Below are 19,889 nucleotides of genomic sequence, written 5' to 3' on the forward strand. Positions count from 1 at the left end.
CATGGCCTCCGATTCCCCTTTTGAAATCCACGATCCGCGCTTCCTGCACCTGATCGTCAGCAGCGCGCGGCTGGAAGAGCTTCATACCGGCTGCCGCTGGGCGGAAGGCCCGGTCTGGTTCAGCGACGCCAACCAGCTCCTGTGGAGCGATATCCCCAACCAGCGCATCCTGCGCTGGACGCCGGAGGGCGGCGTCTCCGTCTACCGACAGCCCTCGAATTTCGCCAACGGCCACACCCGTGACCCGCAGGGCCGCCTCGTCTCCTGCGAACACGGCCTGCGCCGCGTCACGCGCACGGAGATCGACGGTTCGGTCACCGTGCTTGCCGATAGCCATCAGGGAAAACGCCTCAATTCCCCCAACGACGTCGTGGTGAAATCGGACGGCTCCGTCTGGTTCACCGACCCGACCTACGGCATCCTCTCGGACTACGAGGGCTACCGGGCCGAGCCGGAGCAGGCGGCGCGCAACGTCTATCGCCTCGACCCGGAAACCGGTGCAATCGAGGCCGTCGTCAGCGATTTCGCCCAGCCCAACGGCCTCGCCTTCTCGCCGGACGAGCGAACGCTCTACGTCGCCGATTCCGCCGCGAGCCACGACCCCGCGCTGCCCCGCCATATCCGCGCCTTCGACGTGATCGATGGTCGTCGCCTTCAGAACAGCCGCGTCTTCTGCCACATTGATGCCGGCATTCCCGACGGCATCCGCACCGATATTCTAGGCAATCTCTGGTCCAGCGCCGGCGACGGCGTGCATTGCTTCGACCCGGCAGGAAAACTCGTCGGCAAGATCCGCGTTCCCCAGACCGTCGCCAACCTGACCTTCGGCGGCCCGCGGCGCAACCGGCTCTTCATCACCGCGACCGCCTCGCTCTATTCGGTCTACCTCGCCGTGTCGGGTAGCCAACCCCCCTGAAGGACCTTGCCGCAGCGCCAGCGGTTCTCTTCCCGATCGTGTCATCCGGGAACGGGCGAATCCGGCGCAGCTTTCGGCTCCCGCTGCTCGCTTGTAAAATCGAGGAAGGCGGCGACGAAATGGTCGAACACCGCCGCGACCCGCGCCACGGACCTCAGATCTTCATGGGCGACGATCCAGATGTCCATGGACGCCGCCACCATATCGGGAAAGAGGCGGTGCAGGCCCGGATCCTTCGATCCGACGGCGATCTGCATGATGGTGATGCCGAGCCCCGCCCGAACGGCGGCGATCCGTGCCGGGTGGCAGTCCGTACGCAGCGCGTAGCCGGCCGGGCTGATGTCAGGCACTGCTGCCTTGCCGAGCTGCAGGTCGCTGGCCGTGCGATCGGGGCCGACGATGTCGTGGCCGGCAAGGTCGGCGATCGTCTGCGGCCAGCCCCGCCGTTCCAGATAGTCGCTGCTTGCGAAGAAACCGAGCGGCATCGCTCCGACCTTCCGGGCGATCAAGGCGTCCTGCTCCGGGGCGAAGGCCCGTATGGCGATATCGACCTCCTGGCCGAGAAGATCGGCCGGCCTGTTCGACACCTGCAGTTCGACGGTAAGGGCAGGATAGGCCCGACGCAGGGCGACGAGCATCGGCGGCACCACCTCAAGCCCCATCGTCTCCGATACGCTGACCTTGACAGCGCCGGCGATCTCGCCCGGCGGGGCGCTGGCCCGGCGAACGAACACATCCGAGGCGAGTGACATTGCGCGCGCCGGCGCGACGAGTGCGCGCGCCCCGTCGGTCGGGATCAGGCCGTTCACCGAGCGGCTGAACAGCCGCGTGTCCAGCGCTGCCTCCAAGCCGGCGATCCAGCCGCGAACGGTGGGTTGCGATACGCCGAGCCGCCGGGCGGCGCCGGAAAGACTACCCTCTTCGATCACGGCCAGAAAAGCCCGCTGATGATCCCAGGAAACGATCGTGCTCATAAGAAAGATACTAGCAGCTCAAGGAAATCTGGCAATTTTATTCAGGTTGCCGGTGATGGCATGGTGCTCCGCAGCCAACAACAGCGCCCTTCGGAGCAAGACCATGTCCGTCAGCCGATCCTCTGGCACCCCGCTTCCACTTTCCCTCAACCGCCGTTGGGGGTGGGGCCTCGTCGCGGCTGCGGCGATTGCCGTCGGCCTCTATGCCGTTCCGCCCTATCTTCTGCTCGATCCGCTGTCGAGCCGCATACCGCTCAACCTGGCCTTCCCCTCGCACCTGAGCTGGCTGTTCCTCCATGCCGCCTCCGGCGGCCTCGCCCTGTTGATCGGTCCGTTCCAGTTTCATCCGGCCCTGCGCGCGCGCTGGCCACAGCTGCATCGGCTGGGCGGCAGGGTCTACCTCGCCTGCATCCTGGTAGGCGGGATCGCGGCCGTTCCCGTCACGGTCATGACCACGGCGGGGTTTGCCGCGCAGGTCGGGTTCGGCCTTCTCGTCGTCGCCTGGCTCTATTCGGCCTTCCATGCCTATCGGGCGGTGCGCGAGCGCCGCTTCGCCGATCATCGCATCTGGATGATCCGGAACTATGCGCTGACCTTCGCGGCCGTGCTGCTGCGTGTGATCCTGATCGCGGGCATGGTCGCCATGCCGTTCGTTCCGTCGCTCTCGTTCGAGCAGATCTACATCGTCAGTATCTGGGGCTCGATCACCGTTTCGGCGCTCGCCGCCGAATGGTTCATCATTACCACCGCAAGGGGCGGAGCATCGTTCACGGCGCGTCCAGAAACTCCATGATGATGCCGGTTGTATAGTCGGCAAGCCTGCTGCCCGGCCTTGCGGCCAGCACCTCGCCGAGATAGCCGCCGTGCCCGCCCGGCAGGACGACGAGCTGGGATCCGTGAATGGCCTTGCTGAGGGCGGCGATGTGCTCGACCGGCGCGACATCCTGGTTGGCTTGCAGGATCATCGTGGGAGCCTTGATGGTGGCGAGGTTCGCCTCGGTCCACCCCTCGAACGAGAGGATGTTGCGCATCAGCTTCGGCGTCAGTTCGGCAAGGGCGTCGGGGTCTGGCGCGACGGCGAGATAGGCATTGCGATAGACCTCTGGCATATCCGCCGCGTTCGCCGTCCTGAAGGACCGCAGCAGTTCGGGATGGATGCCGTCGCGGCGATAGTAGACCGACGCCACCACCAGGCGCCGGACGAGACCCGGATGGCGCATCGCCATTTCCATGGCAATGCTGCCGCCGTTGCTGAACCCGAGTACATCCACCGGACCAACGCCGAGCTTGCGGACAAGGGCGGCCGTGTCGTCCGCCATCTGCCGGAAGGATAGCGGCCGGTCCACGTCTGCCGTGTGGCCGTGCCCCTGCTGCTCCGGGGCGATCACGGTATGGTTCTTCGCAAGCGCCGGGAGGATGGCGCCGAAGGTGGTCCGGATGGTGGACCCGCCGCCATGCAGGATCAGCAGGGGCCTGCCGTTACCATGCACCTCGTAGTACATCCTGAGCGGACCGATCCGGGCATAGCTGCTCTCGGCCCTTGCGGCGTAGCCTGCCGTGGAAAGCGCGGCAAAGGCGAGGAACAGGTAGGCGGCGCTCCGCCTGGCCGCGCACTCAATGCGCATGGACCGTTTCCCGTTCGACGGCGGCGACGAGCCGGTCGTAGCCTTCCTCCGTGCCCTGGATACGCTGTTCGCGGGTGCCGCCGGTCAGGAAGGCCGCCTGCTCGGTGACGGTGGCACGCGTGGCCGCGCCGAGCGGCTTCAGCTCCACGGTGACGAGGGACGCCGAGAGCCTTTGCCCGCCAAAGGTCATTTCATAGGCATAGATGATCCGCCGGCCGGGTTCGATGTCGAGATAGAAGGCCTGGAACGTCAGGTCCTTGCCCTCGGGCGTGCGCCAGTGCTTGCGCTCTGCGCCGCCGACCCGGAAGTCGAATGCTTCCTCCAGCACCGTCCAGTCGGCATGGCAGGCGTTCCAGAGGGCCTTGAGCCGCGGATCCGCCCAGAACCGGAAGGCGTGGGCGGGGCTGCCGGGCAGGTCGCGCTCGATCGTGAATGTCGTATGTTCCAGCTCGGTCGGGATCATGATTGTCTCTCCTCTTCGTCGATTTCCTGCATGGCCGCGGCAAGGCGATCAAAGGCGGCATGCCAGGCCGCCTCCCGGCTGTGGGCCCATTCGCTGATGGTCCTCATGGCCTCGACCTGCAGGCGGAAGGTTCGCTCGCGGCCACGCTTGCGCGAGGCGACGAGCCCGCCTTCCTCCAGCACTTTCAGATGCTTGACGGCCGAGGGCAGGCGCATGCCCAGGGGCTCGGCAAGCTGCTTCACCGTCGCCGGCCGGAGACTGAGGCGTTCCACCATGGCCCGGCGCCCGGGGTCCGACAGCGCCAGGAACATGCGATCGAGCGTGGGTTGCAGCATCTGGCATTTCCTGCATTGGTTTCCTGTTGTGGAAACTATCAGGGCGAGCTCTCCTGTCAAGACTGTTTCCTTGATGGGAAACTATTTGTGTGTTCTGTTTTCGGAAGGGCCATTTTCCAGGGCATCAGGCCCGTCGCGGGCTGGCACTTGACAGGTCGCAACGAATAAACTTAACATGTTAATGGATTGGCGCCCTGATGAGGAGAGACGGGCGCTTCATCGGACCAGGCGTGGCCGGCGCCGCCGGAAGTATGGGCTTGCGGGGCGGGTCGACATCGGATTGACAGGGAGGAGATTACGATGCTGAGCAGACGGAACTTGATGAAGACCGGCGGTGCGCTGCTTGCGGCGCCCTTCATCCTCGGTGCGGGAAGCGGCCGGGCCCAGAGCGCAGTGACGCTGAAGCTGCACCATTTCCTCCCGCCGGCGTCCAATGTCCATCAGCGGCTTCTGATGCCCTGGGCCAAGGCCCTGGAGGAACAGAGCGGCGGTGCTCTGAAGGTCGATATCTTCCCGGCCATGCAGCTGGGTGGAAAGCCGCCGCAGCTTTACGACCAGGCGGCCAACGGTGTTGTCGATATCGTCTGGACCCTGCCGGGTAACACGCCCGGGCGGTTCCCGTCTACCGAAGTGTTCGAGCTTCCCTTCCTTGCCGCAAGAGAAGCAACCGTCAATGCGCAGGCCTGCCAGGAATACGGCCAGACCCATGTCCTGAAGGAGGCGGGCGACACCCAGCTTCTGTGCTTCTGGGCGCATGATCACGGGCTTATCCACACCAACAAGGAGATCAAGTCCGGTGCCGATCTGGCCGGCCTGAAGCTCAGAAACCCGACGCGCCTTGCCGGCGAGGCGCTGGCCGCGCTTGGTGCGACCCCGGTCGGAATGCCTGTGCCGCAGGTGCCGGAAGCGCTGGCCCAGCGGGCGATCGACGGCTGCGTCATCCCATGGGAGGTCGTGCCCTCCATCAAGGTGAACGAGCTCACCAAGTTCCACACCGAAATCCCCGGCTCGCCGACGCTCTACACCGCGACGTTCTTCCTGGCGATGAACAAGGGCAAGTACGAGGGCCTGCCGGCTGACCTGAAGGCGGTTCTGGATGCCAACAGCGGCATGACCTTCGCAAAGAAGGCGGGCGAGATGTGGGACACCGTCGGCGCCGAAGTGCGCGCTTCCATCGAGTCTTCCGGCTCGGGCACGATCGGCACCATCAGCGAGGAGGAGAAGGCGAAATGGGTGGCGGCAACGCAGCCCGTCCACGGTAAGTGGATCGAGGACATGAAGGCCAAGGATCTTGATGGCAAGGCCCTGATTGACGCTGCGCAGGCGCTCGTCAAGAAATACTCGAGCGCCTGACGGCGCCGTCTGTCCTGTGCGCGCCCGGACCGGCGCCATCGCAACTCAAGACCTGGGGCCGGAATGACGGAAGACATGGGAAACGAGGGCGCGGTGGCCGCTGCGCCGCTGCGCCGCGGGATCGAGCGGCTGGCTGGCTGCCTCGCCTTTATCGGCGGCGTGCTGCTCTGCCTTGCCGCGGGGCTTGTGACGGTCAGCGTGCTCGGGCGGTGGCTTTTCAATCGGCCGGTGCCTGCCGACTATGAACTGGTGGAGGTCGCGATCGGCGTCGCGGCCTTCTCGTTCCTCGGATACACGCAGGCCCGCAACGGGCACATTGCCGTCGATACCTTCACCCTGGCCCTGCCGGGGCGTGTCACGCGGCGCATCGATGGCCTGTGGGACCTGTTGCTGGCCGCATGCCTGGCCTTCTTCGCCTGGGGGCTCTTCACCGGTGGTCTGGAGGCGCGGCAGTACGGAACCACGCTCATCCAGCTGCCCTGGCCGATCTGGCCCGTCTATCTGGTCTGCGCCGTGCTGGCGGGGCTTGCATCCGTCATTGGCTTGTCCGTCGCCCTGTTGAAGATCGGAGCTGGCCGATGAGCGGCTTTGCCATTGCCTTTGTCGGTTTCGCGGCCATGCTGGTCCTGATCGCCGTCAGGATGCCGATCGCCCTTGCCATGCTCGCGGTGGGTGCCGCCGGTTATGCCTATCTCTCCGGCCCGCATGCGCTGGTCTATTATCTGCAGACCAACACCTACAGCCAGTTTGCCAGCTACACGCTGTCCGTCATCCCGCTCTTCATCCTGATGGGCGCGCTCGCCGAACAATCCGGGATCGCGGCGACCCTGTTCCGGGTGGCGGAGCGCGGGCTCGGGCGGTTCAAGGGTGGCATGCCGATGGCGGTGATCGCGGCCTGCACGGGGTTCGGCGCCATCTGCGGCTCGTCGGTCGCAACCACCGCGACCTTCGGACGGGCCGCGCTGCCGGAGCTGCGCCGCGCACGGGTCGATGCCGGTTTCGGTACCGGGACGATCGCTGCCGGCGGTACGCTCGGCATCCTCATTCCTCCTTCGGTCATCCTCGTGATCTATGCCATCACGGCCGAGCAGAATATCGCCAAGCTGTTCCAGGCGGCCCTCGTGCCGGGCTTGCTGGCGGCAGCCTTCTATATAATCGCGATTGCGGTGGTCGTCCGGCGCAAGCCGCACGTCGCCCCGCCGGTGAGCGTGGCCGATGTCGCAGCGACGCCCCGGCCGTTCTGGGCCCGGCCGGCTGGTGCGGTCGTGCTCGTCGGCGGTCTTGCCGGCTGGATGGTGGGTGCGCTCGGCACGGTCGGCGGGATTCTGCTGGCCATCTTCGGGTTGCTCCTGCTTGTCGCGGATTTTGCGATCGTGCCCGCCGCCGTCATTGCCGTCACGGTTGTCGGCGGCATCTATGGCGAGGTGTTTACCCCCACGGAGGGCGCCGCGGTCGGTGCCGCGGTCACGCTGGTGATCGGCCTCCTGCAGCGCACGCTGAGCCTTGGCGCGCTCAAGAACGCGTTGCTTCAGACGGCGGAAACCAGCGGGATGATCTTCCTGATCCTGCTTGGCGCAGAGGTCTTCGGCGCCTTCCTCGCCCTCACCCAGATGCCGGCGATGCTTGCCGCCATGGTCGGGCAATCGGGTCTGCCGCCCTATGCGGTCATCTGCGTCATGCTTCTGACCTATATCGTCCTCGGCGCGGTGATGGATGAGCTGGCGATGATCCTGCTGACGCTGCCCGTCTTCATCCCCATCGTGATGACGCTCGACTTCGGCATGCCGCCGGACGACGTCGCCATCTGGTTCGGCATCCTCGTTCTCATCGTCGTCGGCATCGGCCTGTCCGCCCCACCGATCGGGCTCAACGTCTTCATCATCAACAAGCTGGCCTCCGACGTTCCGATCGTGCAGACCTACCGGGGCGTGATGCCGTTCGTGATTTCCGATCTGGTGCGGCTGGCCATCGTCACGCTGTCGCCGGGCGTTGCGCTGACGCTCGTGCGGCTGCTCAATTAGGTAGGGAGGCTCCTTTAACCCACTGCGTTGCAGGAGCAACGAGGGCGAGCGCGGCCGTCCTTGCCGTGGCTGCAGTTTCAGCAGACGCCGCGCGCGAGGCGGCCCTGTCGCTTCACCGTGTGGGCTGGGGCAGACGCACCTGCGTCAGCGCCTTGATCCTGCCGGGGCGGAGCGCTTTCAGCCGCGTCAACAGATCCTTGGCGGCTGCATTGCCATAGGCACGGCGGCTGATGCCGAAGAGCATGACGCCCGGTTTGCCGCCGGCATCGCTGTAGCGGGCATAGCGATAGGCGTTCCACTCGACGATGTATTGTCCGTCGGCATCCTTGCTGCTGAGGATGAAATCGAGCAGTGCCTCGCCTGCTGGGGTGTTCTGGATGACCTCCATGTTGACGAGGGGGTCCGTCGCCTTGCGCTGGTGTTCAGCATTGCTGCCTGGACGCGGACGGCATCCATGACCGTGATGCCGCTCGTGACGGTTTCGACCAGGATCATCTGTTCATATCGCTCGGCGTGCTGTCCGGCCGGAAGATATTCCTGCTTGATGTAGGTTGCTGAGGGCTGTGCGCTCCAGACGAGCCTGTAGGCGTCGCCTTCGAAATCGATCGGGCCCGGTATGCCGAGAACGTCGGTAGCCTGTGCAAGGGCGGGTGCGGTCGTCAGCACGAGTGCGAGAAGCGCGGCGCCGAGATGGCGAGCGAGGCGCCGGATCGAAGGGATGGCTGACATGGCTTGTCTCCTTCCATCAGAGCGACAAGGCCGCCGGGTTCATCCGGCGGCCTTGCATTCATCAGATACTCAATCGGCGTCCCGGTCCTTGGCGCGGTCGGCGGGCACCCTTGCCGCCGCGTTGCCGACCGAGGCGGCCAGCAGGGCCTGTGTCGGATCCGTGCCTTTGAAGCCGGCCTGTGCGAGGATCTCGTCGAGGATGGGTTTCTGCGCGGTGAAGCTCAGAAGCTGGCTGCTGAGGTCACCGACGGGATTTCCTGCGCCGTCGCCGCCATTGCCGGCCAGCGCACCGGCGAGGCCCCCGGCGCTGAAGATGCGGATGTCCGAGATCTTCTCGATCGGCTTCATGGCCTGTTCCAGCGCCTCGGGTATGATGGCAACGCGGGCGCGGGCAAGCTCGAACTCGATGATGCTGGCCGAAAGGGCGTTGCGGGCTTCGTTGAGCGCGCGCTCGGCCTGAGCTTCGGCCTGACCGAGCTCGACAACGCCGGTCGCCTTGATCTTGGCAGCTTCCGCATCGGCCTGCGCCTGGATTTTCGTCGCGGCGGCGAGGTTTTCTGCAGCCTGCCGCTCGGCCTCGGCCTTCACGGTGATGGCGGTCGCGGCCTGTTCGGCTTCCTTGCGCGCATCGAGCACGGCGATGCGCTTGGCGCGCTCGGCGATCTCGACTTCCCGCGCGGTCGTTACCTGTTCTTCGGCGGTGATGGCCGAGGCCTTGGCTTCGTCCGCCTTGGCGCGGGCGGCCTGCTCCTGCTCGCTCTTCTCCGCCACGGCAATCGCGGCGTCGATACGGGCGGTTTCCGTCACCCGGCGGGCCTCGGCTTCCCGTTCCGCAATGCCGCGCTCGGCGTCGATGCGGGCGGTTTCCTTGGCCTGGCGCGCCTGGGAGTCGCGCTCGGCAATGCCCTTTTCGGTATCGAGCCGGGCGGTTTCCTCGCTGAGACGCGCAAGCTGTTCGGCCCTTGCTGCCTCCGCGCGCGTCTCGGCGGTCTTGTTGGCGATATCGCGTTCCTGCGTCAGCTCGGCGTCACGCTGTTCGCGCTCGATGGTGAGGCGGCGCAGCGAGGCTTCCCGGTCCTTGGTGGCAATCTCCACCTCGTTGTCGCGGACGATCTGGTTGCGCTCGCGCTTGCGCTCCTCGGTGATCTTGGTGAGCGCGGTCAGGCCCTCGGCGTCGAAGCTGTTGTTCGGGTTGAAATGCTTGATGTCGGTCTGGTCGAGACGGGTCAGCGACACGGACTCCAGCTCTAGGCCGTTCGACTGCAGATCGTGTGCGACCGCGGCCTGCACCGACTTGACGAATTCGGCGCGCTGCTCCTGCAGGTCGCGCAGCGACATGGTGGCGGCGACCGAGCGCAGGCCGTCGACGAACTTCGCCTCGACCAGCGTCTTCAGCGCATCCGCGTCGTTCGTGCGATCGCCGAGCGTCTGGGCGGCAAGGGCGATGTTTTCCGAATCCGGCTTCACGCGGACATAGAATTCCGCGGTGATGTCGGCGCGCATGCGGTCCTTGGTGATCAGCGATTCGTTCTCGGCGCGCTTGACCTCCAGCCGCAGCGTGCTGAGCGACACCCAGGAATAGGAGTGGAAGATCGGCAGGATGACCGACCCGCCGTCGAGCACGACCTTCTTGCCGCCGAGGCCCGTGCGCACATAGGCCTTGTCGCGCGTGGCGCGGGTATAGAGCGAGGTCATGATGATGCCGATGACGACGACCGCCGTCACGATGACCCCGGCGATGATTCCTACCGAGAGGAAGTCCATGATCGTTTACCCTCCGTTGTTGGGATAGTGGCTGTCTTCGAGCACCGCGGGGGCGGGGATGGCTTCGAAGAGGCCGTCCTTCCCGTCGACGATGAGCACGGACGCGCCCGTCTCGATCACGTGCCCGGGCACGGCCCGGGCACGCAGTGTGTGGATGTTGTCGTAGCGATCCTTGATCCGGACTGTGCCGGGATGGCCCTGATCGAGCGGCCCGAGCGTCACCGTGCCGACGAGACCGATGAAATCGGCCTGTTCCTGCACGCTGGTCTCGTCGCGCGGGATGATCCGTGCCAGCCCGCGCGATGACCAGCGGGTGACGGGAATGGCAACGGCGAGCGCGCCGGTGACGGCGGCATAAAGCGGCAGCGGTTCGTGGAACTGCGAGATGACCGCCTGCAGGGCGAAGCCGGCAGCGGAAAAGGCGGAGAGCAGGATGACGGCGAGCACGAGGATCGGTACGCCGCCGGCATTGAGCCAGGACATCCACCCGCCGAGAAGACCCGATTCCGCATCACCCGGCCCGTTGAAGTCGAGGCCGTCCTCGATCAGTCCGGAGGCGGACGCGCCGAGCAGCACCGAGACCAGCTCGACGATGCCGAGGCCCGCCACCGTCAGAAGCGCGATCCAGAAGGGAGCGGTGCCCGGGTGGACGATGGAATCCATCAGCGCTCACCGTGCTTGAAGGCGGCCAGGCGTGCCTCGATCGCCTTCTGGCGTTGCAGGCGTCCCAGTTCCTCCACCTCCGCCGTGCCTTCCATGGCCGGCTTGGACGGAACGCCGGTGACGCGTTCGACGGCCTCCAGCGCATCGGCAAGGCGCCGGTCGTTGCGCTGGGAGGGCGTGGCGGTCGGTGGGACGGCGCGCTCTGCGCGGCGTGCATCCTCCAGCCGTTTCATCGCATCGGCGCGGGCCGAGGCGATGCTGCGCAGCGTCGCTTCGGCCTCGGCAATCTCGCCGGCATTTTCCAGGATGGCCTTGGAGAGGGCGTCTCGCTGGGCTTCGAGGTCGATCTGGACGCCGGTGGCGGCACGGGCGAGGTCTTCCCGGCCGCTTTCCAGCCCGACCTTGATCTTCTCGTCGAGGTCGCGGATCTCCGCGTCGAGGTCGTCGGCCTTGGCTTTCAGCCGGTGGCCGGCGGCCATGGCGACGCCGAGCGCGGCGCGGGCCTCCTCCGCGATCGTGCCGATCTCGCGGACGGCCTGCTGTGCCACGGCGACCGGGTTCGATGCCTCGGCGGCATCGACTGCGGTGTTGACGACGCCGGCGATGACGCGCCCGAGGCGGGCGAGGATACCTTCGTTGGACATGGAAGCCTCCTTCTTCGAATGGATGCCGGCCTGGATGCCGGCATAGAGACAGATGGACGACCCGGAAAAGACGAGCCGCGCTTCGGCAAAATCCCCCCAGCCGTCGCGATAACCGCTTGCCGCATAGGGCAAGACGATGCGCCCGCCGAGCGTTGCAATGCTCACGCTGTCCGGGCCCTTGACCGCGAAGAGCTTGGAATCGAGCGGGACGTCCGCGACGATCTCTCCTGGCTTGCGGCGGCCGTGGTCGCGCAATGCGAGTGTCACGAGGCGGGCGGGAAGCCCTGTCGCGGTGCGGATGTCTTCATAGGCCGCCTGATGCAGTGCCACGACATTGGCGCCCTTGGTCCGGTCCAGGATTGCCATGGCCTGCTGGTAGGCCGCCAGCGTCTCGGACAGTGCTCGGCGCATGTCCGGGGTGGGCTGAAGGTCGAGCCTGAGGCTGGATGTGAACTTCGTTGCCATAGCTAAATATATAAAGCACTTCATTGGTGCTTTCAAGGCCGATTTCGCTTCGACTGCCTATTCAACGGATGAGGTCGGCAGTCTCTTCGGTGGGGCAGGCGTTGTTTTTCGTCCCGCCCGCGAGCGACACGATGCCATCTTGCCTGACCGTCTGCCGGAACCGCGAGCATGAAGACCGGCGGCTCGCCTGACCGTTGCCGAAAACGAAGAGCGAGATCCATTCCGGTCTTGAATTTGAAATAAGCCGGTTATGTTGATCGTCTTATCTGGGTCGCGCCCGCGACCGGCAAAGCCGTTCGATATCGTCAAGAAGTGTCCTCATGCAGCTTTCCCTCCGTATCGTTCTCTCCCTCGTCCTTTTCATCTTCCTCGCCATGCCGGCTTCTGCAAAGGCCCCGACGCAGGCGGCCATCGCGCGGTCGGACGTCATCGCGGCGGAGATGAAGGCGCTTGCGGAGGGCGGCGACCTGAAGGGCGCGCGCCGCAAGGCGGAGGCGGCGAGCGCCCAGTTCAAAACGGAGGGAGAGACCTGGCTTGCCGCAAGCTATGCGGTCTCGGCGGCCGATTATGCGATGCGCATGGGCGATGCGGCGCGCGTCGATGCCGACTACTATCCGCGCATGGGGGAACTGCTCGCAACGCTCGAGCCGGTGGAGGAAACCCGGGCCAATCTCCTGCTTGAACTTCTGATGGACGCGAAAGGCCGGCTCGGCGACAAGGACCGGCAGGATGCGCTGGCGGAACTCTACGAAGAGCGGATTCGCAAGGCCCATGGCAGGGACAGCGCGGAGGACGTCGACGCCCGGGTGCGCACCGCCTACAGCCTGCTGGAGAGCCAGCGCCTGGAGGAGGGCCGCAAAAGGCTGCGCGCTGCGCTGGCCGCTTCGGCGAGGACGGAGCTGCATGCCGTGACGTTGCGGCACTATACGCAGGCCGCACGCAGCTTCCAGGCGAGCGGCCTCAACGACGACGCAGCGGAGCTCTTCCGGGAGGCGGAGCAAACAACCGCCATCCGCGCCGAGGTGAAGGAGCTTGCGGACTTCTACCTTGCCTATGCGGAGTTCCGCACCGCAGTGCCCGACAGTGGACAGCATTTCGTGCCGCTCTACTCCATGGCGACCAATCTCTATGCGCGTTTCTACGGCCATGAATCCTCGGAGCTGATCCATGCAACCGACAAGCTGGCAAGCGCACTGTCGGAAGTCGGGCAGTATGGCACGGCAATCGATCTCGAACGGCGCAACTACGAAATCGCGCAGAAGTCGCTTGGCGACGACGATACCATCACGTGGCGCATCGCCAACAATCTCGCCGACATGCTGCGCGGCATGGGCTCGCCTTCCCGGGCGCTGGAATACGACCTGAAGGTGCTGGAAAACCGCACCCGCCACTACGGCCAGAACCATTTCAACACGCTGGTGAGTGCCAACAACACCGCGCAGAACTATCTCGATCTCGGCGATTATGCCGAGGCGCGTCGCTACTTCGCGCTGTGCCTGGAGATATCGCAGGCGCTTGGCGATCCCGTGACGATTGCCGGCATGGAGGCCTGGCTTGCCTATACCGATCTGCTCTCGGGCGCCCGACCGATGGATGCGGCGGCGCTCGGGCGTATCGAGGCGCTCGTCACCGATTCCAACTATCCGGCGATCCTCAGCATGAAGGCGGCCAATTTGCTGGCGGATCATTTTGCCAAGGCAGGCAACGTGGAACGGCAGATCAAGCACCTGCAGCAGGCCTACAGCATTGCCGGGGGCGAGATGAGCACCGGTCACCCGCTCGCCGTTGCCGGGCGCATCGCCCTTGCCAATGCGAAGGCCGCGACGGACCCCGCCACGGCTGCGGAGGAATTCGCCGCTATCGACCAGGACATGCTGCGCTGGGTGCACTTGCAGGTCTCCGTGGCGGGCGGTCGGGAGGTCGGCGAGGCGGTGCGCGCCATGGCGGACGACATGCTCTACGATTATGCGCGCTTTGCCGAACAGCACACCTCCGCCGTACCCGCCTTTGCCGATGCCGCCCGGCGCTGGCCCTCGCTCGCCACTGCCGATGCGGACAATGCGCTGAAAGTTGCCCGCATGGTTGATCGCTCGGATACCGAGACAGTGCGCCTGCTTGACCGCATCACGCGCCTGTCGCGCATTGCACGTGAAATCTTCGCCGCCGATGTCGAGCAGGATCTCGCCTATGCCTATCTCTCCGACACCAAGGCGCTGGAGCAGCAGCTGCATGAGCGTATCGTTGCGCGCTACCAGCTGGATCGAGAAAAGGTTCTGAACCAGCCGTTGCCGACCCCGGGTGATCTCCTGGGCAGGGATCAGGTGCTCGTCCAGTATTTCACGACCCGCAAGTGGCGCGTGGACCGTGAAAGCGCCGATCCGATCGCAGATGCGCGGCTTTACGCCATCGTCTGGCGCAAGGGTGCGGCGCCGGTCCTGCGGGGGCTCGGCGATCCGCGCAGATTGCTGGTGGGCGGCGAGGATATGGTGGCCGCGCTCCAGACGCGCGATCGCAGCACGGGGGAGGGCAGGGGGCTGTTGGTGCAGGCGAGCAAGCGCGCCTTTTCCCGGCTGCATGACGGGCTGATCGCGCCGATCGACGCCGACATTGCCGGTGCCAAGACCGTCTTCATCGTGCCGGATGGACAATTGTTTGCCTTGCCCTTCTCCCTGCTCGAGGATCCTGCGGGCAGGTTGCTCGAAGAGCGCTTCACGCTCAGGCTGCTGACCGAGCCGGAAGCGCTATACCGGGCTGTCGAGGACCGTGCGCTGCCCTCCGAGGGCCGGGTCGTGCTGGCGGGCGGCATCGACTACGCAAAGGGCGAGGAGGCGGGTGCCATGCCGCTGCCGGGCACGCTGCGCGAGGTGGAGGCGATCGGCAAAGTCCTGTCCGGCCCGGGCTTGAGGATCGAGACCCTTTCGGGAGCTGCTGTTGGCGAGGCGGCACTGCGCGAGCGCATGACGGGGGCGACCGTCGCCCATCTGGCGACGCACGGCGCCTATGGCAGCGCGAAGAATGGCGGTGCCAGCAATGTCGATACGCTGTGGCAGAGCGAGGTCATCCTCGCCCGGTCGGGCGATACGCGCGCCATGCGTCGCGACGAGAAGGACGGGCGGCTCTACGCCTTCGAACTGATGGGCTGGGATCTCTCCGGCCTCGATCTGCTGGTACTCTCGGCCTGCGAAACCGGGCGCGGCGACGAGGCGTTCGTCGGGGGGCTGCGCGGCCTGCCGACCGCGGCAAATCTCGCCGGTGCCAGGCGCTCCCTGCTGACGCTCTGGCCCGTCGCCGACGATGGCACCGCCGATTTCATGGTGCGCTTCTACGAGCACCTGAAGGACGGGCAAGCCTATGCCGAAGCGTTGCGCAGCACCCGGCGCGACGCCATCGAAGGCCGCATACCCACGGCGCAGGACCCGCTTGTCTGGGCCGCCTTCGTGCTGTTCGAAAACTGAGCGTGGGATCGGCCGATACCGGGAGGGTGCCATGCGCAAGTTTCTATGGACGCTGACGGCGCGAAACGGTAAACAGTCGCCAGCGCCTGCAGGGCTTCGGCTGGGACGACCCGGCCGTGACGACACGATCGGGGACGGCCCCTTAGAAGGTCGCTGGTAATGCCCTCCCTCTCCGTTCCCAAGAACACCATTTTCAAGATCGTCGTGGCCTGGCTGGTCGTCGCCGCCTTCCAGCTCGGTGGCAAGGCCTGGCTTTCGCCCGACATGACGCCGGTCGTGGCCGGCATCTGCTTTCTGGTGCTGTTTGCCACAATCCTCATGGCTGCCTTCGGTGTCGTCGGCGAGGCCGATGAATTGGCGCACAGCCTCGGCGAGCCCTACGGCACGCTCATCCTGACGCTCTCCATCGTCTCCATCGAGGTCATCCTGATCGCCGCCGTGATGATGGGGCCGAACGAGGCGCCGACGATCGGCCGCGATTCCATCTTCGCCGTCATGATGATCATCCTCAACCTCGTGACCGGCATATGCCTCGTCGTCGGGGGGCTGCGCTATGGTGAGCAGGAATACAATGCGCAGGGGGCTCTGGCCTTCATCTCGATGACCGTCGTGCTCGTCGGAACAGCCCTGCTTCTGCCTAACACGCTGAGCACCGGCGACGGAACCTTCTGGCCCTCGCAGGCCATTGCTCTCTCGGTGTTCACGGTCCTGCTCTATGGTGCATTCCTGCTGCTGCAGATGGGGCGCTACCGCAGCTATTTCATGCAGCCGGAGGCGGGCGCGCTTTCCATCCGTCTGTCGCCGGCGCGGGGCCTTCCCGCCGAGCCTGCTCCCGGCGATGCCGCCGACCGCCGTCAGAACATGGTGCATGCGGTGCTGCTCATCGCCCTGATGGTGCCCATCGTGCTTCTCGCCCATGACCTTGCCGTTGTCATCGACTACGGCGTGGCAAGCGCGGGTGCGCCGGTCGCGGTCGGCGGAGTGCTCATCGCCATCATCGTGTTCACGCCGGAATCGATCACGGCGGTCAAGGCCGCGTTCAACAACGAGACCCAACGTGCGATCAACCTGTGCCTCGGGGCGTTCGTCTCGACGGTCGGCCTGACCGTGCCTGCGGTGCTGACCGTGGGGCTAGTCGCCGGCAAGACCGTCGTGCTCGGCATCACTCCGACGGAAACGGTACTCCTCGCCCTGACGCTGGTTCTGACGCTGCTGACCTATCTCGGCCAGCGTACCTCGGCCATGCAGGGCTTCATGCACCTCACCCTGTTCGGCGTGTTCTCGCTGCTGCTGTTCACGAACTGACGCCGAAGCGTGGAGGCCGGACGCTCGTTCGGCCTTCCGTGCGGCGGAATGGCCCCGCCCACTGGCCTGCCCGATTACTATAAATGCTATCTTTCCTTAATCCTCGCTCAAGCAGCACCTGACACTGTAAGAGGATGCGGATAACCACAATCACCAATTGGGCTTACGGCATCACCGTCATCCTGACGGCGCTGTCCGGTGCGTCGTTCATCATGTCGTCGCGCAGCGCGCTTCAGGAGCGCGCGGCGGCCGAGGAGCATCTCGTGCTCGATACGCTGGCCGAAGAACTGGCGCTCGGTGCGGAGGTCAGGAGCGACGAGGCGCGGCTTTATGTGATGCGTGGCGAGGAGCGCCACCTGCAGGCGTTTCATGCGGAAGAACAGGCCGAGCGACGGCGGGAGACGGCGGCGTCGAAGCTTGCCGCCCGGACATTGACGGCGGCCGAGGCGCAGGCCCTGCTGGCGGTCGATGCGAATGCCGAGGCACTGGACAAGATCGAGTCGGCGGCGGTCGAGGCGTTCCAGCGCGGTGACAAGGCGGCGGCCCAGACGGCCCTGTTCGGCCCGGAGCACGAGCGGGTCCAGGGAGAGCTGCTCCAGATGGTCGCCCATTTTCGCGATCTGACGGCGACGCGGACGGCATCCGAGCTCGAAGCCGCCCGTTTGCGCAGCAATTGGTGGAGCCTTGTCGCCAAGATCATGCTGGCCTTGACAGGCGCGCTGTTCGTCGCGGTGCTCTATTTCGTCCTGCGGCGACGGGTGGCAATGCCCCTGCGGCGAATGACGGGGATCGTGAGCCGGCTCGCCAGGCAGGACTACAGCGTCGAGGTTCCAATCGACCGCCGTGCGGATGAAATTGGCGAGATGAACGAAGCCATCGAGGTCTTCCGCACGAACCTGATCGAGCGGGAAAGGCTCGATGCCGAACGGCGGGCGGACCAGCATACCAAGGACCTGATCCTGCAGATGATGCACCGCGTGCAGGCCTGCCAGAACCAGGAGGAGCTGACGGACGTGATCGTCCGCTTCGCGCCACAGATCTTTCCCAGGCTTGCAGGCGGGCTCTACATTCTCAGCGATGAAGATGCCTCCCTGATGCGCGTGGGGGCCTGGCTCGACCCTGAGCATTCGGCGGCGGTATTTCCTGCCGCCGAATGCTGGGGGCTGCGCCGTGGACGGGCGCATCACAGCAATGACAGCGGCTCGGACGTTCCCTGCCAGCATGTCGCCCCTCCCGGTGTGACGGCCCTTTGCGTTCCGCTGACCGCATTGGGTGAAATGATCGGGCTGCTCTATCTGGAGGAGCCGGGTGGGGAGGTTCTCGGTGCGATGGGGCCGCGGCTCTATCTCGAACTCATCGCCGAGAATGTCGGCCTGGCGATCGCGAACCTTCAGTTGCGGGAGAAGCTGACAAGGCTTGCGATCCGCGATCCGCTCACCGGGCTCTTCAACCGCCGCTTTCTGGAGGAAACGCTGCATCGGCATGCCCGGAAGCACGGTGGCGAACGACTTGCCTGCCTGATGATCGACATCGACCACTTCAAACGCTTCAACGACCAGTACGGCCATGATGCGGGAGATCTCGTCATGCAGTTCGTCGGGCAGACGCTGCGCGATACCTGTGCGCCTGTCGGCGATGCCTTTCGCTTCGGCGGAGAGGAGTTCACCACCCTCCTGCCGTCGCTCGGCGAACAGCAGGGTATCGAGCTTGCGGAGATGCTGCGGCAAAAGATCAGCAGTGTCGCGCTGTCCCATGCGGGTCATATCCTCGGAAAGGTTTCCGTCTCGATCGGTGTGGCGGCGTCGCCCGAGGGCGGCTCGGTCGAGACACTCGTGACACGGGCCGATGCCGCGCTGCTGGCGGCGAAGGCCGCTGGCCGCGACAGGACGATCGCCGCAAGCGGTGTCGCGCGGTCAGCCTAGGGGATCTCGCCCGAAGCGGTGCTCCCGTGTTGGACGATGTGACCGACGAGCCATAATGGCGTCTGCAGCGATGCCGCGGCATTCACGCATGGACGGCGTCAGGTTTCCTTGCGAGCAAAACTGGCATTGCCGAGCCCGGTACCGATCGTCACGGCCGCCCAGCGCGCCACATCCGTCATTCGTGGTACTGCCGACAGGCCCTGCACGACGGCATCGTTGTGCATGATGACGAAGGTCGGCTGGCCGGCGATATCCGGGATTGCCTTGCGCAGGGCTTCTGGAAGATTGAAATGCGTACTCTCCCAATTGCCGCCCGGCAGGTTCTGGCCACCCCGCGCGATCGACCCGTCGGCGGCGATAATGCCGGGGCAGCCGATGCCGATGACCGGCGCGAGGGCAAGCTTGGCCTTCGCCGCCTTGGCGATGAGCGCTTCGATCATCCGCACGAGATATTCGATGGTCGCGGTGCGGCGGGGTTCGTCGTCGGCGTGCCGCCACAGTTCCGATTTCCAGACCCTGGCCTTGGAGAAATCCGGCTGGTCGTCGAGATTGAGCTTGATGATGCCGGCCCGGATGTTGGTGCCGCCGATATCCACGGCGAGGATCGCATCATGGCCCTTCAGCATCCAGGAAGGGATGAGGTGCACGGCGCCGATAAGCCCGGCTTCATCAGGATGATGCGCGATCGGCACGAGATTGACTTTCAGCCCCTCGGCCTTGAGCCGGATCTGGGCACGGGCAATCGCCATGAGGCCCGCCTTGCTGTCCTTGAAGCCGCCGCCGACCACGATCCGCTCCGTGCCTTTCCAGGCCTCCTCCCTGAGATAGCGCGCAAGAATGCCGGCAAGTTCCGTCGCAAAGTCGTCGATTGCCGCCAGCACCAGGGAAGCGGCCTCCGTTTCTCCCTCTTCAAGCAGCGCGTCGATCTCCTTCTTGGAAAGACCGTCCGTCGGCACGTCGCCCAGCGGATCCGGGCCGCCGGTGCGGACCCGTTTGCGCCACGCCTCGATCGTGTTGCGGAAGGCGGCCTTGTTGGCCTTGTCGCCGATGAAGCCGTCCTTGTCGCGCAGTTCGAGATTGTAGCTCGTCACCCTGACGACCGGCAGGTCATCGGCTCCATGAGCGACGGGGGCGCTGTTTTCTTCGATCGGTCGCGGCTTCTTCTTCTGATTGTTCATGTCGGCTCCTCTGCCCGGTGCGAAGGCACAATGCGCCGGGGAAAGACTTGTTCCGGTCGCCGTTTCGGCGTCAGCCC

At 65.5% G+C, this 19,889-nt stretch carries 17 protein-coding genes; 8 read left to right on the plus strand and 9 right to left on the minus strand.

What is annotated here, in order from left to right:
• Nucleotide 1: 1 nt before the first annotated feature.
• On the plus strand, nt 2–916 hold the full coding sequence (locus AKG11_RS18765; RefSeq protein ID WP_050745017.1) for an SMP-30/gluconolactonase/LRE family protein: 915 nt from the start codon (nt 2–4) through the stop codon (nt 914–916).
• Between the two features lie 41 nt (nt 917–957).
• Here the strand turns inward: AKG11_RS18765 and AKG11_RS18770 are convergent, their stop codons facing one another.
• Nucleotides 958–1,890 (minus strand): LysR family transcriptional regulator, encoded by a 933-nt coding sequence (locus AKG11_RS18770; RefSeq protein ID WP_050745018.1) that lies wholly within the window; start codon nt 1,888–1,890, stop codon nt 958–960.
• Between the two features lie 103 nt (nt 1,891–1,993).
• Here AKG11_RS18770 and AKG11_RS18775 point away from each other — a divergent pair, with 103 nt between their 5' ends.
• Nucleotides 1,994–2,683, plus strand: a complete 690-nt coding sequence (locus tag AKG11_RS18775; RefSeq protein WP_053190781.1) for a DUF2306 domain-containing protein — start codon at nt 1,994–1,996, stop codon at nt 2,681–2,683.
• Here AKG11_RS18775 and AKG11_RS18780 read toward each other — a convergent pair.
• The 3 genes from AKG11_RS18780 to AKG11_RS18790 are packed head-to-tail and all read right to left on the minus strand — an operon-like array spanning nt 2,658 to nt 4,313.
• On the minus strand, nt 2,658–3,515 hold the full coding sequence (locus AKG11_RS18780) for an alpha/beta fold hydrolase (protein ID WP_082342524.1): 858 nt from the start codon (nt 3,513–3,515) through the stop codon (nt 2,658–2,660). The genes AKG11_RS18775 and AKG11_RS18780 overlap by 26 nt on opposite strands.
• A complete protein-coding gene (locus tag AKG11_RS18785) occupies nt 3,505–3,978 on the minus strand; it encodes an SRPBCC family protein (RefSeq protein ID WP_050745020.1) in 474 nt (157 codons plus the stop codon). The genes AKG11_RS18780 and AKG11_RS18785 overlap by 11 nt, the downstream gene beginning before the upstream one ends.
• Complete coding sequence (locus AKG11_RS18790; protein WP_050745021.1) at nt 3,975–4,313, minus strand: ArsR/SmtB family transcription factor; 339 nt, start codon at nt 4,311–4,313, stop codon at nt 3,975–3,977. Before AKG11_RS18790 ends, AKG11_RS18785 begins: the two co-directional genes overlap by 4 nt.
• Nucleotides 4,314–4,613: 300 nt before the next feature.
• Here AKG11_RS18790 and AKG11_RS18795 point away from each other — a divergent pair, with 300 nt between their 5' ends.
• The 3 genes from AKG11_RS18795 (at nt 4,614) to AKG11_RS18805 (ending at nt 7,687) form a co-directional block, all read left to right on the plus strand.
• Nucleotides 4,614–5,666, plus strand: a complete 1,053-nt coding sequence (locus AKG11_RS18795; RefSeq protein ID WP_050745022.1) for a TRAP transporter substrate-binding protein — start codon at nt 4,614–4,616, stop codon at nt 5,664–5,666.
• Between the two features lie 63 nt (nt 5,667–5,729).
• A complete protein-coding gene (locus AKG11_RS18800) occupies nt 5,730–6,248 on the plus strand; it encodes a TRAP transporter small permease (protein ID WP_081870545.1) in 519 nt (172 codons plus the stop codon).
• Complete coding sequence (locus tag AKG11_RS18805; protein WP_050745023.1) at nt 6,245–7,687, plus strand: TRAP transporter large permease; 1,443 nt, start codon at nt 6,245–6,247, stop codon at nt 7,685–7,687. The genes AKG11_RS18800 and AKG11_RS18805 overlap by 4 nt, the downstream gene beginning before the upstream one ends.
• Nucleotides 7,688–7,799: 112 nt before the next feature.
• Here the strand turns inward: AKG11_RS18805 and AKG11_RS35435 are convergent, their stop codons facing one another.
• From AKG11_RS35435 to AKG11_RS18825, 4 genes are all read right to left on the minus strand, one after another.
• A complete protein-coding gene (locus AKG11_RS35435; protein WP_050745024.1) occupies nt 7,800–8,075 on the minus strand; it encodes a hypothetical protein in 276 nt (91 codons plus the stop codon).
• 410 nt (nt 8,076–8,485) lie between these two features.
• Nucleotides 8,486–10,180, minus strand: coding sequence for a flotillin family protein (locus AKG11_RS18815; RefSeq protein WP_050745025.1), 1,695 nt, complete (start codon nt 10,178–10,180; stop codon nt 8,486–8,488).
• A gap of 6 nt (nt 10,181–10,186) precedes the next feature.
• The gene (locus AKG11_RS18820) at nt 10,187–10,843 is read right to left on the minus strand and encodes an OB-fold-containig protein (protein WP_050745026.1); all 657 of its coding nucleotides are present in this window, start codon (nt 10,841–10,843) and stop codon (nt 10,187–10,189) included.
• Entirely contained in the window at nt 10,843–11,952 is a 1,110-nt protein-coding gene (locus AKG11_RS18825) for a PspA/IM30 family protein (protein WP_050745027.1), read from the minus strand. The genes AKG11_RS18820 and AKG11_RS18825 overlap by 1 nt, the downstream gene beginning before the upstream one ends.
• Nucleotides 11,953–12,272: 320 nt before the next feature.
• Between AKG11_RS18825 and AKG11_RS18830 the strand changes: the two genes are divergently transcribed.
• From AKG11_RS18830 to AKG11_RS18840, 3 genes are all read left to right on the plus strand, one after another.
• Complete coding sequence (locus AKG11_RS18830; RefSeq protein WP_050745028.1) at nt 12,273–15,407, plus strand: CHAT domain-containing protein; 3,135 nt, start codon at nt 12,273–12,275, stop codon at nt 15,405–15,407.
• A 159-nt stretch (nt 15,408–15,566) separates the two neighbouring features.
• Nucleotides 15,567–16,712 carry a calcium:cation antiporter gene (locus AKG11_RS18835; protein ID WP_050745029.1) on the plus strand — a complete coding sequence of 382 codons (1,146 nt, stop codon included), beginning with the start codon at nt 15,567–15,569 and terminating at the stop codon, nt 16,710–16,712.
• A 134-nt stretch (nt 16,713–16,846) separates the two neighbouring features.
• Nucleotides 16,847–18,634: a diguanylate cyclase gene (locus AKG11_RS18840; RefSeq protein ID WP_050745030.1), complete on the plus strand. Its 1,788-nt coding sequence runs from the start codon at nt 16,847–16,849 to the stop codon at nt 18,632–18,634.
• Nucleotides 18,635–18,732: 98 nt separating this feature from the next.
• Here the strand turns inward: AKG11_RS18840 and AKG11_RS18845 are convergent, their stop codons facing one another.
• Nucleotides 18,733–19,812: an ROK family protein gene (locus tag AKG11_RS18845; RefSeq protein ID WP_050745031.1), complete on the minus strand. Its 1,080-nt coding sequence runs from the start codon at nt 19,810–19,812 to the stop codon at nt 18,733–18,735.
• Nucleotides 19,813–19,889 lie beyond the last annotated feature (77 nt).

The sequence above is a fragment of the Shinella sp. SUS2 genome, from assembly GCF_001262505.1.
GTDB lineage: Bacteria > Pseudomonadota > Alphaproteobacteria > Rhizobiales > Rhizobiaceae > Shinella.

What these genes read in the sequence shown, in the direction of transcription:
- AKG11_RS18785 (WP_050745020.1), bottom strand. Translation starts at nt 3,978, where the DNA reads ATGATCCCGACCGAGCTGGAACATACGACATTCACGATCGAGCGCGAC.
- AKG11_RS18795 (WP_050745022.1), top strand. Translation starts at nt 4,614, where the DNA reads ATGCTGAGCAGACGGAACTTGATGAAGACCGGCGGTGCGCTGCTTGCG.
- AKG11_RS18845 (WP_050745031.1), bottom strand. Translation starts at nt 19,812, where the DNA reads ATGAACAATCAGAAGAAGAAGCCGCGACCGATCGAAGAAAACAGCGCC.
- AKG11_RS18765 (WP_050745017.1), top strand. Translation starts at nt 2, where the DNA reads ATGGCCTCCGATTCCCCTTTTGAAATCCACGATCCGCGCTTCCTGCAC.
- AKG11_RS18805 (WP_050745023.1), top strand. Translation starts at nt 6,245, where the DNA reads ATGAGCGGCTTTGCCATTGCCTTTGTCGGTTTCGCGGCCATGCTGGTC.
- AKG11_RS18780 (WP_082342524.1), bottom strand. Translation starts at nt 3,515, where the DNA reads ATGCGCATTGAGTGCGCGGCCAGGCGGAGCGCCGCCTACCTGTTCCTC.
- AKG11_RS18830 (WP_050745028.1), top strand. Translation starts at nt 12,273, where the DNA reads ATGCAGCTTTCCCTCCGTATCGTTCTCTCCCTCGTCCTTTTCATCTTC.
- AKG11_RS18820 (WP_050745026.1), bottom strand. Translation starts at nt 10,843, where the DNA reads ATGGATTCCATCGTCCACCCGGGCACCGCTCCCTTCTGGATCGCGCTT.
- AKG11_RS18840 (WP_050745030.1), top strand. Translation starts at nt 16,847, where the DNA reads ATGCGGATAACCACAATCACCAATTGGGCTTACGGCATCACCGTCATC.
- AKG11_RS18800 (WP_081870545.1), top strand. Translation starts at nt 5,730, where the DNA reads ATGACGGAAGACATGGGAAACGAGGGCGCGGTGGCCGCTGCGCCGCTG.
- AKG11_RS18790 (WP_050745021.1), bottom strand. Translation starts at nt 4,313, where the DNA reads ATGCTGCAACCCACGCTCGATCGCATGTTCCTGGCGCTGTCGGACCCC.
- AKG11_RS18815 (WP_050745025.1), bottom strand. Translation starts at nt 10,180, where the DNA reads ATGGACTTCCTCTCGGTAGGAATCATCGCCGGGGTCATCGTGACGGCG.
- AKG11_RS18775 (WP_053190781.1), top strand. Translation starts at nt 1,994, where the DNA reads ATGTCCGTCAGCCGATCCTCTGGCACCCCGCTTCCACTTTCCCTCAAC.
- AKG11_RS18835 (WP_050745029.1), top strand. Translation starts at nt 15,567, where the DNA reads ATGCCCTCCCTCTCCGTTCCCAAGAACACCATTTTCAAGATCGTCGTG.
- AKG11_RS35435 (WP_050745024.1), bottom strand. Translation starts at nt 8,075, where the DNA reads ATGGAGGTCATCCAGAACACCCCAGCAGGCGAGGCACTGCTCGATTTC.
- AKG11_RS18770 (WP_050745018.1), bottom strand. Translation starts at nt 1,890, where the DNA reads ATGAGCACGATCGTTTCCTGGGATCATCAGCGGGCTTTTCTGGCCGTG.
- AKG11_RS18825 (WP_050745027.1), bottom strand. Translation starts at nt 11,952, where the DNA reads ATGGCAACGAAGTTCACATCCAGCCTCAGGCTCGACCTTCAGCCCACC.